This window comes from Halorubrum tropicale (genome assembly GCF_001280455.1).
Taxonomy (GTDB): domain Archaea; phylum Halobacteriota; class Halobacteria; order Halobacteriales; family Haloferacaceae; genus Halorubrum; species Halorubrum tropicale.
Map to the genome: position 1 here is coordinate 1 of NZ_LIST01000012.1, position 17,474 is coordinate 17,474.

At 63.9% G+C, this 17,474-nt stretch carries 25 protein-coding genes and 1 pseudogene; 21 read left to right on the top strand and 5 right to left on the bottom strand.

What is annotated here, in order from left to right:
* Positions 1-1,798, top strand: a pseudogene (locus AMR74_RS19330) (hypothetical protein); the annotation flags it as partial.
* On the opposite strand, the gene AMR74_RS16450 reads toward AMR74_RS19330, so the two are convergent.
* Positions 1,795-2,610 (bottom strand): hypothetical protein, encoded by an 816-nt coding sequence (locus tag AMR74_RS16450; RefSeq protein ID WP_139043051.1) that lies wholly within the window; start codon positions 2,608-2,610, stop codon positions 1,795-1,797. The pseudogene AMR74_RS19330 and the gene AMR74_RS16450 overlap by 4 nt on opposite strands.
* Before the next feature lie 448 nt (positions 2,611-3,058).
* Here AMR74_RS16450 and AMR74_RS16455 point away from each other — a divergent pair, with 448 nt between their 5' ends.
* Positions 3,059-3,733 (top strand): tyrosine-type recombinase/integrase, encoded by a 675-nt coding sequence (locus AMR74_RS16455; RefSeq protein ID WP_053773143.1) that lies wholly within the window; start codon positions 3,059-3,061, stop codon positions 3,731-3,733.
* On the opposite strand, the gene AMR74_RS16460 is transcribed toward AMR74_RS16455, so the two are convergent.
* The gene (locus tag AMR74_RS16460) at positions 3,730-4,044 is read right to left on the bottom strand and encodes a hypothetical protein (RefSeq protein WP_053773144.1); all 315 of its coding nucleotides are present in this window, start codon (positions 4,042-4,044) and stop codon (positions 3,730-3,732) included. The genes AMR74_RS16455 and AMR74_RS16460 overlap by 4 nt on opposite strands.
* A 56-nt stretch (positions 4,045-4,100) precedes the next feature.
* The gene (locus tag AMR74_RS16465; RefSeq protein WP_053773145.1) at positions 4,101-4,946 is read right to left on the bottom strand and encodes a ParA family protein; all 846 of its coding nucleotides are present in this window, start codon (positions 4,944-4,946) and stop codon (positions 4,101-4,103) included.
* A 407-nt stretch (positions 4,947-5,353) separates the two neighbouring features.
* Between AMR74_RS16465 and AMR74_RS16470 the strand changes: the two genes are divergently transcribed.
* The 7 genes from AMR74_RS16470 (at position 5,354) to AMR74_RS16500 (ending at position 8,892) form a co-directional block, all read left to right on the top strand.
* Positions 5,354-5,572, top strand: coding sequence for a hypothetical protein (locus AMR74_RS16470; RefSeq protein ID WP_139043052.1), 219 nt, complete (start codon positions 5,354-5,356; stop codon positions 5,570-5,572).
* Complete coding sequence (locus AMR74_RS19335) at positions 5,565-5,996, top strand: hypothetical protein (protein WP_053773147.1); 432 nt, start codon at positions 5,565-5,567, stop codon at positions 5,994-5,996. Before AMR74_RS16470 ends, AMR74_RS19335 begins: the two co-directional genes overlap by 8 nt.
* Positions 5,989-6,513, top strand: a complete 525-nt coding sequence (locus AMR74_RS16480; RefSeq protein WP_053773148.1) for a 3'-5' exonuclease — start codon at positions 5,989-5,991, stop codon at positions 6,511-6,513. Before AMR74_RS19335 ends, AMR74_RS16480 begins: the two co-directional genes overlap by 8 nt.
* Positions 6,510-7,025: a hypothetical protein gene (locus AMR74_RS16485; protein WP_053773149.1), complete on the top strand. Its 516-nt coding sequence runs from the start codon at positions 6,510-6,512 to the stop codon at positions 7,023-7,025. The genes AMR74_RS16480 and AMR74_RS16485 overlap by 4 nt, the downstream gene beginning before the upstream one ends.
* Positions 7,018-7,548 carry a hypothetical protein gene (locus AMR74_RS16490; RefSeq protein ID WP_053773150.1) on the top strand — a complete coding sequence of 177 codons (531 nt, stop codon included), beginning with the start codon at positions 7,018-7,020 and terminating at the stop codon, positions 7,546-7,548. The genes AMR74_RS16485 and AMR74_RS16490 overlap by 8 nt, the downstream gene beginning before the upstream one ends.
* Positions 7,538-8,128, top strand: coding sequence for a hypothetical protein (locus AMR74_RS16495; protein ID WP_053773151.1), 591 nt, complete (start codon positions 7,538-7,540; stop codon positions 8,126-8,128). Before AMR74_RS16490 ends, AMR74_RS16495 begins: the two co-directional genes overlap by 11 nt.
* Before the next feature lie 83 nt (positions 8,129-8,211).
* Complete coding sequence (locus AMR74_RS16500) at positions 8,212-8,892, top strand: recombinase family protein (protein WP_053773152.1); 681 nt, start codon at positions 8,212-8,214, stop codon at positions 8,890-8,892.
* An 85-nt stretch (positions 8,893-8,977) separates the two neighbouring features.
* On the opposite strand, the gene AMR74_RS16505 is transcribed toward AMR74_RS16500, so the two are convergent.
* Both AMR74_RS16505 and AMR74_RS16510 read right to left on the bottom strand, forming a co-directional pair.
* Positions 8,978-9,163 carry a hypothetical protein gene (locus AMR74_RS16505; RefSeq protein ID WP_053773153.1) on the bottom strand — a complete coding sequence of 62 codons (186 nt, stop codon included), beginning with the start codon at positions 9,161-9,163 and terminating at the stop codon, positions 8,978-8,980.
* Positions 9,160-9,357 (bottom strand): hypothetical protein, encoded by a 198-nt coding sequence (locus AMR74_RS16510; protein WP_053773154.1) that lies wholly within the window; start codon positions 9,355-9,357, stop codon positions 9,160-9,162. The genes AMR74_RS16505 and AMR74_RS16510 overlap by 4 nt, the downstream gene beginning before the upstream one ends.
* 243 nt (positions 9,358-9,600) lie before the next feature.
* Here AMR74_RS16510 and AMR74_RS16515 point away from each other — a divergent pair, with 243 nt between their 5' ends.
* The 12 genes from AMR74_RS16515 to AMR74_RS16570 are packed head-to-tail and all read left to right on the top strand — an operon-like array spanning position 9,601 to position 17,186.
* Positions 9,601-9,783, top strand: coding sequence for a hypothetical protein (locus tag AMR74_RS16515; protein WP_053773155.1), 183 nt, complete (start codon positions 9,601-9,603; stop codon positions 9,781-9,783).
* Positions 9,780-10,304 (top strand): hypothetical protein, encoded by a 525-nt coding sequence (locus AMR74_RS16520; protein ID WP_205625985.1) that lies wholly within the window; start codon positions 9,780-9,782, stop codon positions 10,302-10,304. The genes AMR74_RS16515 and AMR74_RS16520 overlap by 4 nt, the downstream gene beginning before the upstream one ends.
* 1 nt (position 10,305) lies before the next feature.
* Entirely contained in the window at positions 10,306-10,776 is a 471-nt protein-coding gene (locus tag AMR74_RS16525; protein WP_053773156.1) for a hypothetical protein, read from the top strand.
* 36 nt (positions 10,777-10,812) lie between these two features.
* The gene (locus tag AMR74_RS16530) at positions 10,813-11,265 is read left to right on the top strand and encodes a hypothetical protein (RefSeq protein ID WP_053773157.1); all 453 of its coding nucleotides are present in this window, start codon (positions 10,813-10,815) and stop codon (positions 11,263-11,265) included.
* A gap of 1 nt (position 11,266) precedes the next feature.
* Positions 11,267-11,752, top strand: a complete 486-nt coding sequence (locus AMR74_RS16535; RefSeq protein WP_053773178.1) for a hypothetical protein — start codon at positions 11,267-11,269, stop codon at positions 11,750-11,752.
* A gap of 47 nt (positions 11,753-11,799) precedes the next feature.
* Positions 11,800-12,039 (top strand): hypothetical protein, encoded by a 240-nt coding sequence (locus AMR74_RS16540; protein WP_233559401.1) that lies wholly within the window; start codon positions 11,800-11,802, stop codon positions 12,037-12,039.
* Between the two features lie 53 nt (positions 12,040-12,092).
* Positions 12,093-12,467, top strand: a complete 375-nt coding sequence (locus tag AMR74_RS16545; RefSeq protein WP_240471235.1) for a hypothetical protein — start codon at positions 12,093-12,095, stop codon at positions 12,465-12,467.
* Complete coding sequence (locus AMR74_RS16550; protein WP_053773160.1) at positions 12,467-12,715, top strand: hypothetical protein; 249 nt, start codon at positions 12,467-12,469, stop codon at positions 12,713-12,715. The genes AMR74_RS16545 and AMR74_RS16550 overlap by 1 nt, the downstream gene beginning before the upstream one ends.
* A complete protein-coding gene (locus tag AMR74_RS16555; protein ID WP_053773161.1) occupies positions 12,712-13,134 on the top strand; it encodes a zinc ribbon domain-containing protein in 423 nt (140 codons plus the stop codon). The genes AMR74_RS16550 and AMR74_RS16555 overlap by 4 nt, the downstream gene beginning before the upstream one ends.
* Entirely contained in the window at positions 13,131-14,969 is a 1,839-nt protein-coding gene (locus AMR74_RS16560; protein ID WP_053773162.1) for a hypothetical protein, read from the top strand. The genes AMR74_RS16555 and AMR74_RS16560 overlap by 4 nt, the downstream gene beginning before the upstream one ends.
* Before the next feature lie 40 nt (positions 14,970-15,009).
* Positions 15,010-15,780, top strand: coding sequence for a hypothetical protein (locus AMR74_RS16565; RefSeq protein WP_240471236.1), 771 nt, complete (start codon positions 15,010-15,012; stop codon positions 15,778-15,780).
* Positions 15,777-17,186, top strand: a complete 1,410-nt coding sequence (locus tag AMR74_RS16570; protein ID WP_053773164.1) for a hypothetical protein — start codon at positions 15,777-15,779, stop codon at positions 17,184-17,186. The genes AMR74_RS16565 and AMR74_RS16570 overlap by 4 nt, the downstream gene beginning before the upstream one ends.
* Positions 17,187-17,474 lie beyond the last annotated feature (288 nt).

The following is a 17,474-nucleotide window of genomic DNA, read 5'->3' on the forward strand; positions in this document are numbered from 1 at the left end:
ACTCCACGTCACCGGAGAGACGGGGGCCGGTAAGTCCAGCACGCTCAGCGTGCTCTGGCAGCTGCTCGGGATGGATGGGGAGCCGATGGCGTGCGACGACACCAAGTTCGCACTGATGACGTCGATGGCCTCCACGAACTCTATCCCGATGTGGTACGACGAGTACAAGCCGGGAGACATGAAGGACTGGGAGGTAGACCGCTTCCAGAACTTGATGCGCTCGACCACGCGAGGCGGTGTCGCAACCCGCGGAAACGCTGACAAGTCGACCGAAGAGTACCAGCTGAAGGCGCCGCTGATGATCTCGGGCGAGCAGTCCATACAGGGACCGGCTGAGGAGCGCCGTAGCATTCAGACGCGCTTCCGAGATGGCGTCAAGGAGCCCGGTTCGCCAACCAAGAAAGCGTTCGCTCACCTCACGGGGATGGCCTACGACGCCGGTGGTGAGACGAGAGAGCCCGAAGGGTACGACCTTGAACAGCACGCTTTAGCGTACTACCAGTTCGTGCTCCGGCAGGACGCCGAGACGTTGAAGAACATCTGGAGGGAGTCTCGTGACCACGTCCGAGATCTCCTCACTTTGAACGATGTCACCGGTGTGGACGACCTCCCCCGCCAAGGGGTCCAAACTGTCCACTTCGGGATGAGCCTCTACCGCCGCTTCACGGAAGAGATGGCGGCTCAGGCCTCGATCTCTCCGGAGGAGTTAGACCTTCCCACGATGGAGGAGATCAACGACGCACTGCTCTACATCGCAGAGCAGTTCGGCGACGGTGGCTCCCGTAAGTCGCACATGGATCGGTTCCTCGAACTCACCTCGCGGGCGGCGACGGAGGACTACTTAGAGGAAGACAAGCACTTCGCCCTCGTGAACGAAGGGAAGCCGGATGAACAACTAGCGCTGAAGCTCTCAAGCGTCCACGACCGGGTTTCGAAGTACGTCCGCGATCACGGCCTCGATGGGGAAGACCTGCTAAACAGCGCGAAGGACTACCGCGACCGGATGAGAGAAGCCGCGGACGACAACACTTCGTACGTCGTTTCGCACTCGCAGAAGACGCCGCCGCTCGCGCGGTGCGCCCGGATAGATACCGGGATGGCCGCGGAGGAGTTGGAGTTCAGCCGGCTTGCTTTCGGTGCTGAACCGCGTGACGACGGTGACTCCGCGGAGGGCGATAGCGACGGAGATGACGGAGGAGACGGCGGTTCGACCCCGAACGCCTTCGGCGCACAGGCCATCCAAGATGTCGCCGAAGACCCGACCGGCTACGCCACGGTAACCGTTGAGGTCCTCACCGCACAGCAGCCAGATAACGAGAACGCGCCAGCGCTGAGAGCGACAGTCAAGGACCGGACCTCAGCCATCGACGTTATATCGTGGAACGACCCCGACGCGCTGCCTGAAGACGGAACGTTCGTACTTGAGAACGTTCAGGTCGGGAAGCACGACGGTCAGGTACAGCTAACCATCAGAGATGGAGTTACTGAGATATCCTCTGTTCAGCAGGGAGTGGGGTACATCGAGTCTGTCGCTGGTGACGAAGGTCAGGCACAAATAGACGACCAACCGGCCGACCAACCGGCAGCATCGGACGGTGGCCAGACAGCTACCAGAGACGGCGAACTTGCGTACACTCAGGCAGTCGCAGAGACGGTTCGCGAGGCTGGAGAGCCGGTCGGAGTCGCCTACATCATCCAGCACACGGAGGGGTCGCCGGAGCCACTCCGAGAGGCGATCGACGCCGCTCGCGAGGAGGGCAAGATAACCAAGGAGGGAGACGACAAGTACGTCGCCTAACTCCGCCACGGAAGTTTCAGACTCGCCTCGGTCGCGGCTTCGACGTCGTCGACGCGACCTTCGAGCACCGCGATCCGAAGTTCGAGATCGTCAGCGAACTCTTGCTCGTCCCGCACACGCTTCACCGTCTCCTCCGTGAACTTCTGGTGCCGCTCTTCGAGGTCGGCGATGCGCTCGGTGAGCTCGTCGCGCGCCTCGGAGATCTCGGAGCGGAGCTCGTCCATCTCTTCCTCGACCTCTTCGGACCGCTTGACCGCGTCCAACGACATCGAGCGCGCTGATTTTGAGTCGGACTTGATGCTCTTCACCTTGTACTCGACACTCGATACGTTGGATTTCACGTCTCGGACGGTCTCTTGGAGCTCTCCGATCTCGTCTTTCAGGTTGGAGATCTCCCTCGACGCGGCGCCGGCGGTTCCCTCGACGGACTGGATTCGCGAGAGCATGCCGTCGACGCGCTCGGCAGCGCGCTCGGCTTGCTCGGCGGCGGTCTCGGCGTCGGCGGCCAGTTCGCGGACGACGCCGACGGACTCGACGGCGTCGCGGTGTTCGTCGAGGAACTGCTTCCCGAGCGGCGTCAGCTCGAAGATGCGCTCGTCGCCCTTGCTGTCGACTTCGTAGGCGAGCCCACCGGAAATGAGGTGCTTGTCCATCCGGTATCGGACGCGTCGGAGCGCCCCATCTTCGACGTCGCCGACCGCGGCTGCGGCGAGACCCGTTGTGCCGACAGCGCCGCGTTCTTCGAGCTCCACGAGCGCTCGCTGTGACACCTCATCAACCCGATAGTTCTCACCGTGCGCGATAGCTGGCATACCGTTTCAGGCGCTCGCCGCGACCGTGAAATTTCCGCCTATTCTCGTCCTAACCGCCCGTTGCCACAACCCACTATGGGCCCCCACATGGGCGAAGAAGGGGGGTGGGCCCAGAGTGGCGACTGCTCGGAGAGTGATCTGGAGTCTGTCTGATACCTGAGTGTTCGTCGGCGTCGACGAGTCGCCTGCGCGGTCCGCGGGAGTGGTTGACACCCTCTGTAGGTTTATATACGGTACCGGTCGAGGTTGGGTTAGGCACAGGTTGGCGCCCGTGTGAAAACGGGGCCTGGTGCGAGCACACCGACCCCTGTGCCACCTAGCAGATGGCGATTCGATGTACGCGCCTTGCCGGTGTTAACGCTGGCGAGGCTCCGACGGCAGTGGCAACGCTCTCGAATGTGGTCGCGTGCGGCGTCGAGCGACGCGTTTCGTCGCTGGAGGTGGCCTGATGGTGCGGCACTCGAAGCAGGACGCGCTGTCGGACGCGGAGTTCGAGCGCCTCGTCGACGCCGCGTACGAGCTCGACGAGCCGTACGTCTCGCAGACGCTGTTCGTGTTGTACGTCTCGGGGCGCCTCGGCCTCCGCGCCGGCGAGCTCGCCCACATCAAGGAGTCGTGGGTGGACTGGGACCGCCAGCAGATCAACATCCCGCGGCACGACCGGTGCGACTTCGGGAAGAACGGTGGGTACTGCGGGTACTGCGAGCAGCAGGCGCGGCTCGCGGCAAAGTGTAACGAGGATCTCTCGTTCGATGAGGCGCTTGAGGACAGGTGGCAGCCGAAGACCACGACGGGTGCCCGGGCGGTGCCGTTCGGGTGGAACGACGAGATCGTGTCCGTCGTCGAGGCGTTCTTCGAGATCTACGATCGGTGGCCTCGCAGCCGGGCGGTGGTGAACCGCCGGGTCACGAAGGTGGCCGAGGAGGCGGGGATGAAGTCGGACGAGGTCTACCCGCACGCGCTTCGAGCGACTGCCGGAACGCACCATGCCTATCGCGGTCTCTCGACGCTGGCGCTCCAGTCGTTGATGGGCTGGGAGCGGATCGACACGGCGAGGAAGTACCTCCGCGTTTCGGGTGGAGCGACAGCAAAAGCGTTGGAGGAGGTGTACGAGGACGACTAGATCTGTGAGGCGTGCTTGCCGATCGCGTCGCGCCATGAGTCTTTGACCTCGGGATCGACGGCGGCGAGGCCGGAGATGATGAGGACGCGGACGATTTCGGAGCGGTCGACGTCGTCGTCGATGGAGATGTCGAACTCGTCGCTGGCCCGCTCGACGAGCTGCTCGGCGCGGTCGGGGTTCTCTTCGAGCGCGTCGAGGAGGGCCGCGATGTCGCCGTCCCAGATGGAGACGGAGCGCTGCGCGCCGGACTCGTTCCGCTCGGTGACGGCGTCGAGGAGATCGTCTTCGAAGCCGTCGTCGACGCTGGTCATCGATGCTCGGTCACCGGTTCTGGTCTGCTGTCGAAGTTGATCTACGTCTTCGTCGGTCATGTGAGTCGCTCCATAAGCTCCGCGGCGTTCGTACGGTACGCTTCAATCGCGCGCTCGGCGGTGGCAGACGGCTCTTCAAGCGCGAAGAGGGTCCGCCCATCGAGTTGTGCGTTCCGGATGTCTTGCGACGAGCAGACCTGCGCCGGCGCGATGGCGTCGGGGTACTCGGCGCCGAACTCCTCTTGGAAGTGGCGGCCAGCTTTGGTCTGCGCGTCGATGCCGTTGATCATCAGCATCGCGAGTTCGATGGTGATCCCCTGATTCTTCTCGATTCGTTCGAGGTCGCTCCGTAGTTCGGCGGCTTGGTCCTCTTCGAATGACCCGGGAAGGACGGGTGCGACGACGTTCTGGGCGGCCCAGATGCCGTTGTAGCTGACGTTCGAGGTAGAGCCCGGGAGGTCGATCAGGACCACGTCGTACCCATCTACATATCCATTTAGGAAGGCATCAAGCCGGGAGTATCGGTCCGCGGCGTCGTCGATGTTGCCGAGCAGATCGTCGAGTCCGTCAAGCTCGCGGTGTGCGGGGATGATGTCGGGGCCTTCGCCAGTATCCCAGATGAGCCCCTCGACGGCGTTCGGGACCTTCTCCGCGATCGCCGGCCACTGGTCCTGGAAGACGGTTGCGATGTTGGGCCAATCGTCGTCTGCGGCCTGAACGTCGGGCCAGATGCCGAAGTGCTTCGCGAGGTCGCCCTGCTTGCCTGCGAGGTCGATGAGCAACACGTCGTGCCCCTGCTCGTGGAGCGCGACGCCGAAGTGCGCCGCGGCGGTTGTCTTCCCGACGCCGCCCTTGTCCAAAAAGAACGACGCCCTGACCGGATCACCTCTTGATGTTCCCATATCTGATTATCTTTATCCACCCATAAATGCGTACCGAACAGCTAAATGAATCTCCGTGTGAAACTCTATATGGGGCTTTGTGGTTCCATAAATGGCGCTGTAAGTCACTTTTTCGCGCCACTTTCTACATACAGGGAATCATCTTGGTTCCCACAAAGGTTTATGTAGATGGATTGAATACTCAGAGGTGAGCACCGCCATCCCGGCCGAAAGAATGCGGTACACACGCCACGGGCGAAGTCCCCTCTGGCCCCGCGACGGTTCACCTGAGCGCGTTGGTCGTTTGTCTACGACACACGGCATGGGCCGGGCGCGGTGCTACACCCCTACCCGCATCATGGCGCGATGCCGGCGGATCGAATCCGCTGTGTGGGCCTCCTACCGTTGAGGTAGGGGTGAATATCGAGATGGACCTACCACCCGAGATGGAACCGGACTACGAGTTCTGGCCCGACGGCTGCTCGATCCGCGCCGTCGACGACTGCGGCGGCGGGGCGTGCGAGTACTGCCAGCGCCTGCTCGACGAGCTCGCCGAACGCGAGGCGGTCGCGGCGGGCCAGGAGCCGGCGACGGCGGACGGTGACGCGTCGCTGGCAGCGTTCGCAGCGGGACAGGCCGATGACTGACGAGACTACTGAGACCATGACATCGATTTCGACTTTCGACGACGTGATCGAACAGCTTCACAAGATGCGCGAGCAGAAAGAGAACCCCGAGGACTGGTATTTCGTTCAGGGCTCGCAGGTGGGCGAATACTCCATCCAGGACGCAGAGAGTCCGGACAAGATCCCGGAGGACCAGTCCGAACTACCGCCGGAAGCCCAGGATGCGACGGAGGCCGTCGACGGCTTCTACCAGATCGGAACGCAGGGCTGGGGTGCGGACGCGTTTGTTGATGACATCAATTTCGTCGGCGAGGTCGGTTTTTCCGAGACGAAATCAAAGATCAACCGGCGGACGAACGGCCTGCTGTTCGTCCACAAGTCTCGGCTGTCGGATATGGCGATTTCTATCGCTGAGGACGGCGAGGAGGTGCCGGCCGATGACTGATCGCGTGATGCTCGACATCGAGACGCTCGGGCTCGATCCGGGCGCGACGATAGTCGCGCTGGCAGCGGTCAGGTTCGACGCGGACGGCGTCGGCGACACGTTCCAGCGGTCGATCTCGATGACGAGCTGCCAGCGGGCGGGCCTCACGATCGACGCGGAGACGCTCGACTGGTGGCTCGCGCAGGACGAGCTCGCGAAAGAGCAACTGAGCGGCGGCGATCGCCTCGCGGACGTGCTCGAAGACTTCGCCGAGTGGTACGGCGACGCCGACGAGATCTGGGCGAACAGCCCGTCGTTCGACTGCGACATCTTGAGCGCGGCGTACGACGCGGTCGGCCTCGACGAGCCGTGGGACTTCTGGAACGAGCGGGACTTCCGGACGCTCTCGTCGTTCGAGGCCGCGCCGGAGCCGGAGCAGGCGGGCGTCGAACACGACGCGCTCGACGACGCGGTCCATCAGGCCGAGATCGCGGCCGAGACGCTGCGGCGGCTCGGCGAGCCTGAGGTGAAAGCATGACTGACGAGAAGCACACGCTGTTCATCGTCGAACGCGACGATCTCGACGACGCGGTCCCGTACCAGGTCACAAAGGCGGAACACCCGCCGGACTCCGAGCAGGCGAAGGCGCTCGAAGGCGTCATGTGCCAGCTCGTCGAGGTGGCCGAAGACGAGACGGGAGCGCCACACCGCCTGGTGAGAGAGGTCGACACGCCGGCGGTCACGCAGTCGCACTACGAGCTCCACGAAGAGCGGATCGAAGAGGAGCGGCTCGTCACTGACGGCGGTCAACGCGAGGCTGAGATTGATCTCTCCGAGCGCGAGCCACCGAAAGAGGGGGATGTCACACTCACTGAAGACGAGATCGACCTTCTCGTCGAAGTGCTCCCTGGAGTCGTGGCTGAGGAGAAGCGAATCGAAGCCCGGCAGATGATGTACAAAACCGGACGTGGAGAGCGTCTTGAGCGCGTCATCAAGAAGTTAGAGGAAGTGAAACTCGAACGCCGCGAGGCGGAGGTGGATGATGCCTGAACAATCCGACGGAGATGAAGATCACACCGAGTGCGCGGTCTGTGGCTACGAACCCGACCCTGACCGAATCCCCCCGCACTACGTACTGTCGCTCGACCAGGAGGACATATCGCGGGAGACGGTTGAATCGTACCCCTTCGGTGGATCGCTGTCGGTGCCGTTCGCGTGTTCCGACGAGTGTTGGTTAGACGCTCAGCAGGACCCTGAATTAGTCACGGACGGCGGTCGCGATCAATCCGGAGACGGACTTGAACGCGAAGCGAACGCGATAACGTCGGCGTTTAACGAGGCAGCGGCCGACTACAGCCCCGATCTGACGTGGTACGGGATGGGCGTCAATCACGACAGCGGACAGCGACAGTTCGTGATGGAGGCCGAGAGATACGTCGACCCTGACGGACTTGAGGCAGTTCGTGAGGCGGGCTGGAAGATACAGTACATCGAGGCGCATAACCACGAATTCGATGACGACGTTGTAATATCAATCAACTTCCCGGTTCGGGAGGTGGCGGATGTCGAGTGATACCGCCGATGCGGACGCGGCGCGGCTCGAAGCGGACCGCGCAGCGACGGCGGGCGACCACGGCATCGGGCCGTCGTACCGCGTCCTCGAAAGCCTCCGCAGCCGCGTCGAGTACGACCTCGGCGACCTCCGCGACCAGCTGAAGCTCGCCTGCGAGCACTACCCGCAGCTCGGCGGCCGGACGGTGACGGTCGCGTCTCGGCGGTCGCCCGGCGCGGACCACTCGCACTTCACGCCACACGCGAGCGCTGAGCCACTCAACCGCATCATCCGTCTCCCGGTCGAGACGCGACCGTCGTATCAGACCGTGTTCCACGAGTTGGCGCACCTGGAGATCTACGAGCGGGAGCGGTTCGGCGCGGCGCTACCGGCGTCGAGTGAGGAGTTCACCTCGATCTACACGGTCGCGCGGATGCCCCACGACGTGCTGTACCGCGATGACATCGCGTATCTCGGCGAGCCGTCGGCGCCGAAAGACGAGTGGCCCGCGATCTGCCGGCAAGCGCTGGAGTACCGCGACCGGAACGGCGCGAACAGCCACTACATCAAGCGCTGCCGCGAGTGGCTCGGCGTTGTTTAGTAACCCGGCGACAACCGACCGTTTTCACCCACTCTGGCAGAAACTATCCGTCTTTTAATACCCCTGACTGTGTGGGCAACACCATGGCGACGATCATCTACGCACGCGTCTCGAAGGCCGACCAGAACCTCGCTCACCAGGAGGACAACCTTTGGAAGTACGCCACCGACAACCTCGGCGTCGACGGCGACGACATCGACGTCCTCTCAGACAAGTCGACCGGTACCGACACCGACCGCTCGGGCTACCGCGAAATGCTGGCCCGCGTTCGCGACGCCGACGCCGACCGCGTGATCGTCCGCGAGATAACTCGCCTCGGACGGACCATGCGCGAGATCTCCGAGAACGTCCACGAAATCGTTCAAGACCACGGCGTCGGGCTCCACGTCATGAACGACCAGCTGGAGGTCGAGCCCGGGGACGAGCTGACGATGCGCGACAAGATGCTGCTGAACGTGCTCGCGTGGTCCGCCGAGCTCGAAGCCAAGAAGATCCAAGAGAACACACGCGCCGGTCTCCGAGCCGCCGAAGCCGCCGGCAAGTGGGTCGGCCGACCGCCCTACGGCTTCTCGACTGACGACGACGGCTACCTCCAGCCAACCGAGAACTTCTCCAAGGCGCGCGAAGCGATCATCGCAGTCGAAGAGAAAGGGTGGTCCGACCGGAAGGCCGCTCGCCACAGCGGAGTCCCACGGCGGACCGTCCCGAACGTCGTCGACCGAAAAGATCTCTACCTCGAAGAGCACGAACCGCCCGAGAACTGACTACGCCGCGCACCGCCAACGCGCAACCCGCTCCTCGGCACGCCAAGTGTAGGGGTCGCGGGCTCGAAACCATGCCGCGCCGCGACTACAAGACGACTTTACGCTCGTACTGCGGCTGGCCGGCCGGGATCTCCTCCTCGGTGGTATCACCGCAGACGTCACAGCGGAACTCGACGACTCGAACGAACCCCTTGGTATCGACGACGCGCTCTCGCGTGTAGAAGTGGCCGCCGAGCGCATGGGCTGCTCGAACGAGTATACCGTGACTCATCTGACCGGGGCGAGACTGACCGGACCGTCGTCGCCGTCCTCGTCGTCGGCCTCGAAGACGATGTAGCCCTCTTTGACCTTGTCGTCCTCCTCACCGTTCTCTTCGACGAGGCCCCACTCGCGCAGCAGGTCCTTGGGAACCGTCACCTGCCCGCTGCCGTTCCCCGCCGGATTCAACTTCCGAATCTTTCGCATATCCGACATTATCCATTCAGGTTATATATAAGTTCTGTACCGTTCAACGAATCTCGTAGATCTCGCCCGACGTGCGAGATTCCCGGGGTATAGGAGCCGAGAACGCTGATTTTGCGGTTACACCATGAAACAGGTGTGTACTCCGCGGGGTGGTCGCCATTGTGAGCGATAACCCGAGCGCGGAGACGGCCGAGAAGCGGCGTGCGAACAGCTGGCGGACTCTTTTCCGGACACGAGGGCGCGATGGGTGACTCCGTCGCGAACATCTGCGCGAGCGACAGGTTCCGCGCGTATCTCCAAGAGTTCCGCAAGCGGCACCCGCTCGACACGGATCTGGCGGCGAAGTACGGCTTCCTCACCGACATCGAGGAACACTCTGACTCAATGACACAGCACACTCGCGGCACGTTCGGAGGACTCGCATGAACATCAAGAAGACGGGACTCGCGGCGCTGCTGGCGCTCGCGGTCCTCACGTCGATGGCGGTACCCGCAGTCGCACAGTCCGGCGCGGAGCTCGCAGACAAGGAGGTGACCGTCGACGGTGACACCGAGAGCGTCTACCTCGAAGTCACGAACACCTCGGGAGACAACCTCAACTACACGGTCTACGGCATCTCGGACGGCCTCTCGACGGAGGTAGAGGCTGGGAGCATTTCGTCAGCGGACGAAAACGACACGGCACGGCAGACGTTCGCGGTCGACTCGGAGAAGTACGACTCGTACCGAGTCCTCGTCACCGAGGACGCGAGCGACTCCGACGAGGAGTCCGCGGACAGCATCGAGATCGGCACGACGGTTAACCAGGCGAGCGGGGGCGGCGTCTTCGCGGGCGTCGGCGGCGGCGGACTGTTCACGCCGCGGAACATCCTCATCGGCCTAGTCGTCATCGGTGGCGCCTACGTGGCCGGCTTCCTGGACCCGCTCAAGAACGCGCTGGAGGGATAACATGGCTACCCTCTCGCTTGGAGACGGTGGCGGCGTGGACACGCTGAACGGTATCGCGAACTACCTCTCTAACGGCGGGAAAGCAGCGACCGTCCTGAGTGCGTCAGTGATCGGCCTGATCACGTCGCCGTTCATCGCGATTGTCGACATCACCAACGCGATCACGCAGTTCGCGACGTCGCCGTTCGAAGGCGCCGGCGAGTCGATCTCGTCGCTGTTCGACGGACTCCTCACCGCGCCGGCAGCGCTGATCGAAGCGGGGTCGCGTATCTCGGAGGACGCGATCATAGCAGTGTTCGGCGAGACGATCGCCGGTATCCTCGCGCTACCGCTAACGGTAGGACTCGCTCTCTTGAGCTTGTATTTCCTTGCGACGTTCCTCGACGAAGAAGAGACTGGGAACCTGTTCCCGGGACTCCCGTTCGACGTCCCGGTGATCGGCGCCGACGAGGAGGCGACCGACGACCAATGACCAACTCGTCGCCGAGGACTCGGGAGGTGAGCGCCGATGTCTAGCAGCGGCGACAGCGGCCTCCTAGAGTTCATCAACGGCGACACGTCTGGCACGAACCCGATTGTGGACGCCTCGAACCCCGTCAACTGGGGAAAGCTCGGCAAGGCCATCTTCACGTCAGTGATCGCAACCGTCGTTGCGGGGGTAACCGATTTCATTTCGGCGGGAGCGGACGCTTTCGTGTCGATTGTCGGCGGGTTCGCCGGCTTCATCGAGGGGTGGGAAGAGCCCCTCGGAGCAGGCGGCCGGCCGACCGTGGACTCGCCGGGCTTCATCGAGCTCACGATCGGCGCTATCGGGACGGCGTACTCGAACGCGTTCGCGTTCAGTACGTCGAACTTCGGTATCCTCTCGCTGCCGATCAACGTCGCGATTGTACTCGCGTCGGTGTACGTTCTGAGCGTCGGCCTCCAAGCAGCAGCTGCCCGGCTCATTGGTGGTGGGTGACGTGGCTGCGAGTGAGAGTAGCGCCAGTGACGGAGGCGGTGACACGATCATCCCTGGAGTGCTGTATCGGTTCGCGAGTGCTCCGCAGGGGTTCATTCTTGGGGCGTTGCTGGAGCCGCTGATAAGCGGCGTTGACAGCCTCGTTACTCAGGTGCTCGACCTCATCGTCCTCGTCTTCCAAGGCGATGGGCCGGGACTCGTCGGTACACTCGGACTCGCCGACATCCCGCTGTTCATCGGTGACACGCTCATCGGCGTCGGCTCGGCGCTCGGTGGCTCCGCGATCGAGGGGACCGGCATCCTCGGAATCGTCGACACGATAATCGAGGCGCTCGTGTCCTTCGCGACGATCGGCGGGCCGCTCGCGCCGATCATCCTTGCCGGCGAGGTCGTCCTCGTCGTGTACACGGTCGCGTTCATCGGGCAGCGAATCATCCTGGTCATCGCGGACGCGGTGCCGGGACTCGCGGGGATACTCGGAACCTGACAATGGCACCAGACGCACTGAAAAGTCCAGCAGCGGTGGTAACTGGTTTGTTCGGCACTGTCGCGGCGGTATTCAACATCCCGCTCGTCGACCAACTCGCGCTCTACGCGTGGACGAACATCAACCAGTTGTTCTACATCAGCTCGCTGTTCAGCACGCTCGGCGAATCGAGTCCGCTTCCGGAAGGCTGGGGGACGCAGGCGGTGGTCATCACCGGCGCCATCCTCCTCATCAAGCTGCTCTGGGACGCGAGCAACGACCTCGAAGACTCAATCGACGATTCATGAAACACGAAACCACGATTACAGGCAGTACAGCGCGGTCAACGGAGGCGATGTAGATGCCGGCGATGAGCACGGAGGCCATCCTCGGATGGGTTATCATTGCGGGCTTCGCGTACGTCATCGGCGAGTACACCGATGTGCTGGCGTATCTCGTCATGTACCCGAAGAAGGCGTTCAAGCGCATCTTCGGCGCCGCGAACGCCGAACGCGTGCTCGGCGCTGGCGGCCTCATCGGCGGGATGTACTTCGGCCCCGCGGTGTGGGAGATTGGCGCCGCCGCGGTCGGCGGCCTCGTCGGCGGCAGTGCCGGCGTAATCGCGCTCGAAGGGCTCGGCTTCGAACTCACCGGCGGCGAGCTCGCGGCGGTCGGTGTCGTCGCGATCCTCGCGTGGGTGTTCGCATCGGTCCTCTCGACGGAGGATGACGACTGATGTCGGCAGTCGTGCCTTTCAGTCTCTCGCGGGGAGTAACCTCGCAGAAGCGGCTCACCTGTATCTGGTCCGCGAACGTGGCCGGGGCGCTCATCGCGAGCGGTGCTGCGAGCTTCATGTTTCCGACGGGAGAAAGCATCTTACAGGGCGCTCTAGCAGGCGTCACACTCGGAATCGCGGTGATCGGCTTCGTAGTGGCGTTCGTGGCCGGTGACCGGATGGACTCGCTCGACGAGGTGAGCGAATGAAGCTCACCACTCGTCGAACGATCCGGCAGTGGTTCCTCGACGCACCGCGGGGGACTGCGTACGCGCTCTACGCCGGGGGCGCAGGTGTCACCGCGCTCGGCTTCTTCGCCGACGCTGACAGCGTGATACTCGCCGGCGTTCTCACCGGGTTGCTGCTGTTCTTCCTGCGGGACAGCGTTCTTCCGGCCGACGCGTGCCCGAACTGTAACTCTCGGATCGACGTACACTCCCAGCGGTACTGCTCGACCTGTGGTGAACGTCTCGACGAGATCGAGGCGGCGCCGCCGATCGACGAGCGCGTCGACGAGCGCTTTCGGCCCGTCGGACTCGAAGAGCTAGAGCGGACACGACCGTCCGAACGCGCTCCGAGTCCCATCACGGACGGTGGTGAAAGCGACGAGCACGAGGAGGCCCGATGAAACGCGCGTGGGTCGTCGCGACCGCCGCGTTTCTCGTCGCGAGTGCGCTCGTGCCGGTGGCCGGAGCTGCCGTGGGTACTCAGACGGACGCCACGGCGGCCGTGGAGGCCCACGGACTCACTCAAACCGAGGAGAACGCGACGTGGGAGGCTCCCGGACCGTTCGACATCGAGGAGCTCCGGCGGAGCGGTAAGCAGCCGCCGAGTACGTCTGAGGCCGTGACCATCGAATCCGAGCGGAGCCTCGGCACCGGTGGCGCCTTCGTGAAGTACTCCTCGCTGTCGCTCATCAACTCCCAGAAGAAGCCGTTGACCTCGTCGACGCGGGTGGAAACGAACACGCTGACCTTCGAGACGAGCGCGTACGTCGACGCTGTGGGCGAGTACGAAGTCGTACTCGTCTACTGGACGCCTGAGACGACGACCGGGCCGAACGGCCAGCAGCGGACGTACGCGGCCGGACAGGAGGTACAGCGCGTCGGGATCGACGTCGAGAAGGGGCGAGACGCGTCGCGGATCTCGCTTCAACCGCACTTCGACGAGACGGTCCAAGTGTCGATGTGGCTTGAGCGCGACGGCGAGCTCGTCGACGGCGCCCGCTGGCGCTTCGAGCACCAAAGCAACCCGCTCGCGCAGTCACCAGCGTTCACGGTCGACTCTGAGGGCGACCTGTTCCGCTGGGGTGGAATTTACATCCTGCTCCCAGCGCTCGCCTCGTTGTTCGTCTCGCGGAAGATCGCCGACCACGTGTTCGACCGTATCGTGATCGGCGCGCAGAAGCCGCTCGGCTTCTGGCTCGTTCTCTCCGGCGTGATCTTCATCGGTGCGGCCGGGTTCGCGACATTCGCGACCGCGGCCGTGCTCGCGAACGCGCCTGCCGTTGTTGGGATAGTTGTCGGGCTCATCGGCCTGATTCTGATGCTCGGGCTCCGAGACGCCGACGCGGAGAAGGCGGGCTTCTTCCAGCGACGCCTCGACGATAACGCGGTCACGCCGACCGGCGACGAGGCGGCCTCGAGTCGGCTCGTGCCGAACCGCATCAAGACGGTCGTTAACCGCGGTGGGACGCTCTACGCGCCCGCGAAGGGCCTCTCTGCGATGCTCGCTCGCTACTGGGCTGACCCGGCTGCTGTCCCCCGAGAGGACTTGACGACGGTCGACGAAGGCGACGCCGACTCCGACCTCGAACGGATGTACGAGGTCGATCCCACGAGCGACGAGGTGCTCACCCACTCGCCGGCGACGCTGACGTTTTCGCCGTCGCTGACTGTGGACGTCGAGGACGACGAGCTTGAGGACCCGCCGGAGGGCGACGGCATCGCGGCGCTCCCGGCGGCGATCTCGACGAGCCTCTCGAACGTCTCGAAGAAGCTCAACTGGTCGTTCCTCGGCGTGGCGGTCGGCGGTGGCGCACTCGCGTACTTCGCCGGCATGGCGGTCTTCGGCGCGCAACTCGTCGCTGCCACGCTTGCGCTGCTCCCGGTTCTCGTCGCCGGTACGGTCGCTGTCGACGGGAAGATGTCCGTCGAGCCGGCGCCGTACCACTACTCGGACGTGCGGGCGACCGTCGCGACCGAGCGGCAGGAGTACGTCGCCCGGCGGACCTTCGAGGACCTCCACAAGCAGATTCAGGACATGGACTGGCAGGCGCTCGACCGCGCTCAGTCGACGGTTCAGACCCTGCGAAATGAGATGTCCGAGAAGATGGACAACATGTTCGGCACCGACATGGCCGAGGTGGCCGAGTCGTCGAGCCCGGATTGGGACGACGATGGAGACGGTCCGCCGCCGTGGGCAGGCGACGCGGATGCGGATGCGGGGGTGGCGGACGATTAGCTCCGCCAGTTCTCCCGACCCGCTCGGGTCGATTCTCTCGATGCAGCGAGAGGACGACGATCAGTCCGCGGAGAAAGCCCACGTCCCAGCGCTCCCGACGCTTCGGGCGCAGCAACGCAAGATCCGGTCGCTGCTCCGCTCCGGGTTCAAGAGTCGTCACGACGTCCTCGTCTGGTCGCACGTCTCGGCCGCGATCTCGGTCGGACGCGTCCCGGACGACTGGTTCAGTCACCTCATCAACGACCAGTGGACCGTCGCGGCGTGTCTCGACTCACACGCGAAGCGAGAGCGGCTCTGTGGAGATACGGCCCCATCGCCGTCTCAGGCGCGCACTGAACGGACGCGCATCATCCAGGACGTTCTCTCGCCGGCGTTCCAGAAGGCCGTCGACGTCATCCGCGCTCAGTCTGGTGACTTCACCGACGAACAGGACGGCGTTCGACACGTTGACCGTCAACGGTTCATCGCGATGCGCCCGCGGCTCCACCAGCGCGTTGTGGACCAGCACCGAGCGCTCCGAGAACCGTTCGGGGAGACGGGAGTGCGCTCGCAGGCGGACGCGGTCGAGTGGGCGGATGAAGTCGCGTACGCGGCTTCGGGGCACCTCCCGCGAGACTTCACGGCGAAGGTGTGCAACCCGATGAGCCAGTGGTGGACAGCGCTCGCAAACGAGCAGACTGCGGTCCTCGACTCGATGCTCGCACAAGACGTCCTCCCCGCGTGGAACAGTGCGCTGCGCACGGCTGCCTCGAACGCAGAGGAGCTGGCGAGCGGCACAGTCGCGTCCTCAACTGGAGGCAACATATCTTGAGCAACTCTGCTAACATCCCGGACGACATCCCGGTGGACTCGGCGGACTCGATGCTTGAGGTCGTACAGGATCCGGAGTACCTGTACGAGTGGCTCTCAGGCCTCGAAGCGACGAACATCGATGCGACTCGGGAGGTCCAGAACGACAAGCGACGGCACAGCATCGGCGAGAACCTGGTCCGGCACATGGAGATGACGCCGTTCCCGAAGCTCCTCGACCGACTGGAGCGGACGCCGGACCCGGTCGAAGGGACGCCGCCGCACAGTACGCTGCGACATCCGCGGGCGATGCTCGACGCGATCGTCCACACCTCGGACATGGACGGGTTCCGGCTCGACTTCGAAGACTTCAGCGGCCTCTCCGACGCCCGTAAAGGCGTCTTCGAGTACCTCACCGACCCGGACACAACCGTCGACGACAGCGACCTCGAAACGACCGGTGGCTCGGACGCGTTGATCCACGGCCCGATGGGGCGAGGGAAGACCACCAGCGTGTCGACGTTCATCGCGCGCTGGATGGAGGTCAACGGCGAGGCCGTCGTGTGGCGCGGAACGCCACAGCGGACCGAGTGGCTCCCGCTCGCTCCGTGGGCCGTCGTCTGTCTGCCGGAGGGTATCGAGTACAAAGTCCAACTCGCCCCGCCGGAGGACGACTCAGGCTTCGCCGAGACCGACTTCGAGCCGATCGAGGTCGACCTCGAAGACATCGTCTGGCGCGTCGAGCGGTACAGCGACCTCGACGACCTGAACAACAACGTCCTCATGTCGGGTGCGTTCCACGTCGTCTACCCCGACCCGCGGTTCCGGGGATGCGAGCGTATCACCCAGCAGGCGTCGGAGTGCCCGCCGCTAGAGTACACCAGCGTCTGGGAAGCAGATCGGGCGAAGCACGACCCCGAGCTCGACGACAAGCAGGTGACGCCGACGAGTCACTGGTGGTTCAGCTGGCTCGTTCACCACAACGTCAACGAGAAGCGTTCGATGCGGACGACGTGGGTCTGCGACGAGGCAAGCAACCTGTTCAAACACCACGCATCGAACGCCAACGGCGGCCTCTCGACGAAGATCGACGCCGTCAGTCAGCAGTACGTCGACTTCCGCCGGAACGGGCTGTCGTTCGTGCTGCTAACACAGAAGCCGAGAGAGATCTCGTGGATGATTCGAAAGAAAATGCGCTGGGGAGTCACCCTCTCTGGCACCGACAACCCCACCGGTAGTGACGAGATCATCGGTGTCCGACCACCGATGAGCAGCGAAATGACGTCGACGTGGAAGCTCGGTCGCGGCCTGTTCTGGACCAGCGGTCAGTACACCGAGTTCGGCTGGGACGATCTTCCTCGTCGATACAAGGTTCCGGGGAAGCTCCGCATCATCTCGCCGGAAGTTCGGAGAGTGAGCGCCAAATGAAACCAATTTCAATCAACCGCCGAAATCGAGTCGAACCGAGTCAGCCAAGCCATTACGCGCCCGCGCGTGCGCCAACCCCCCACATCCCCCCGCGATGGAGGTCGGCATGAACATCGACGACTACCTCGACGATGAGCAGCTGAAAGTCGTCGGGTTGATCGGCGTCGTCATCGTCGCGATGGCCGCCGGTCCGATACTGCTCGCTCCGTCGGACGACAACGAGATCGAACCGAACAAAGGGACTGTCGTCACTCCCGACGGGACGGAACTGCAGGAGGTCGACAGCAC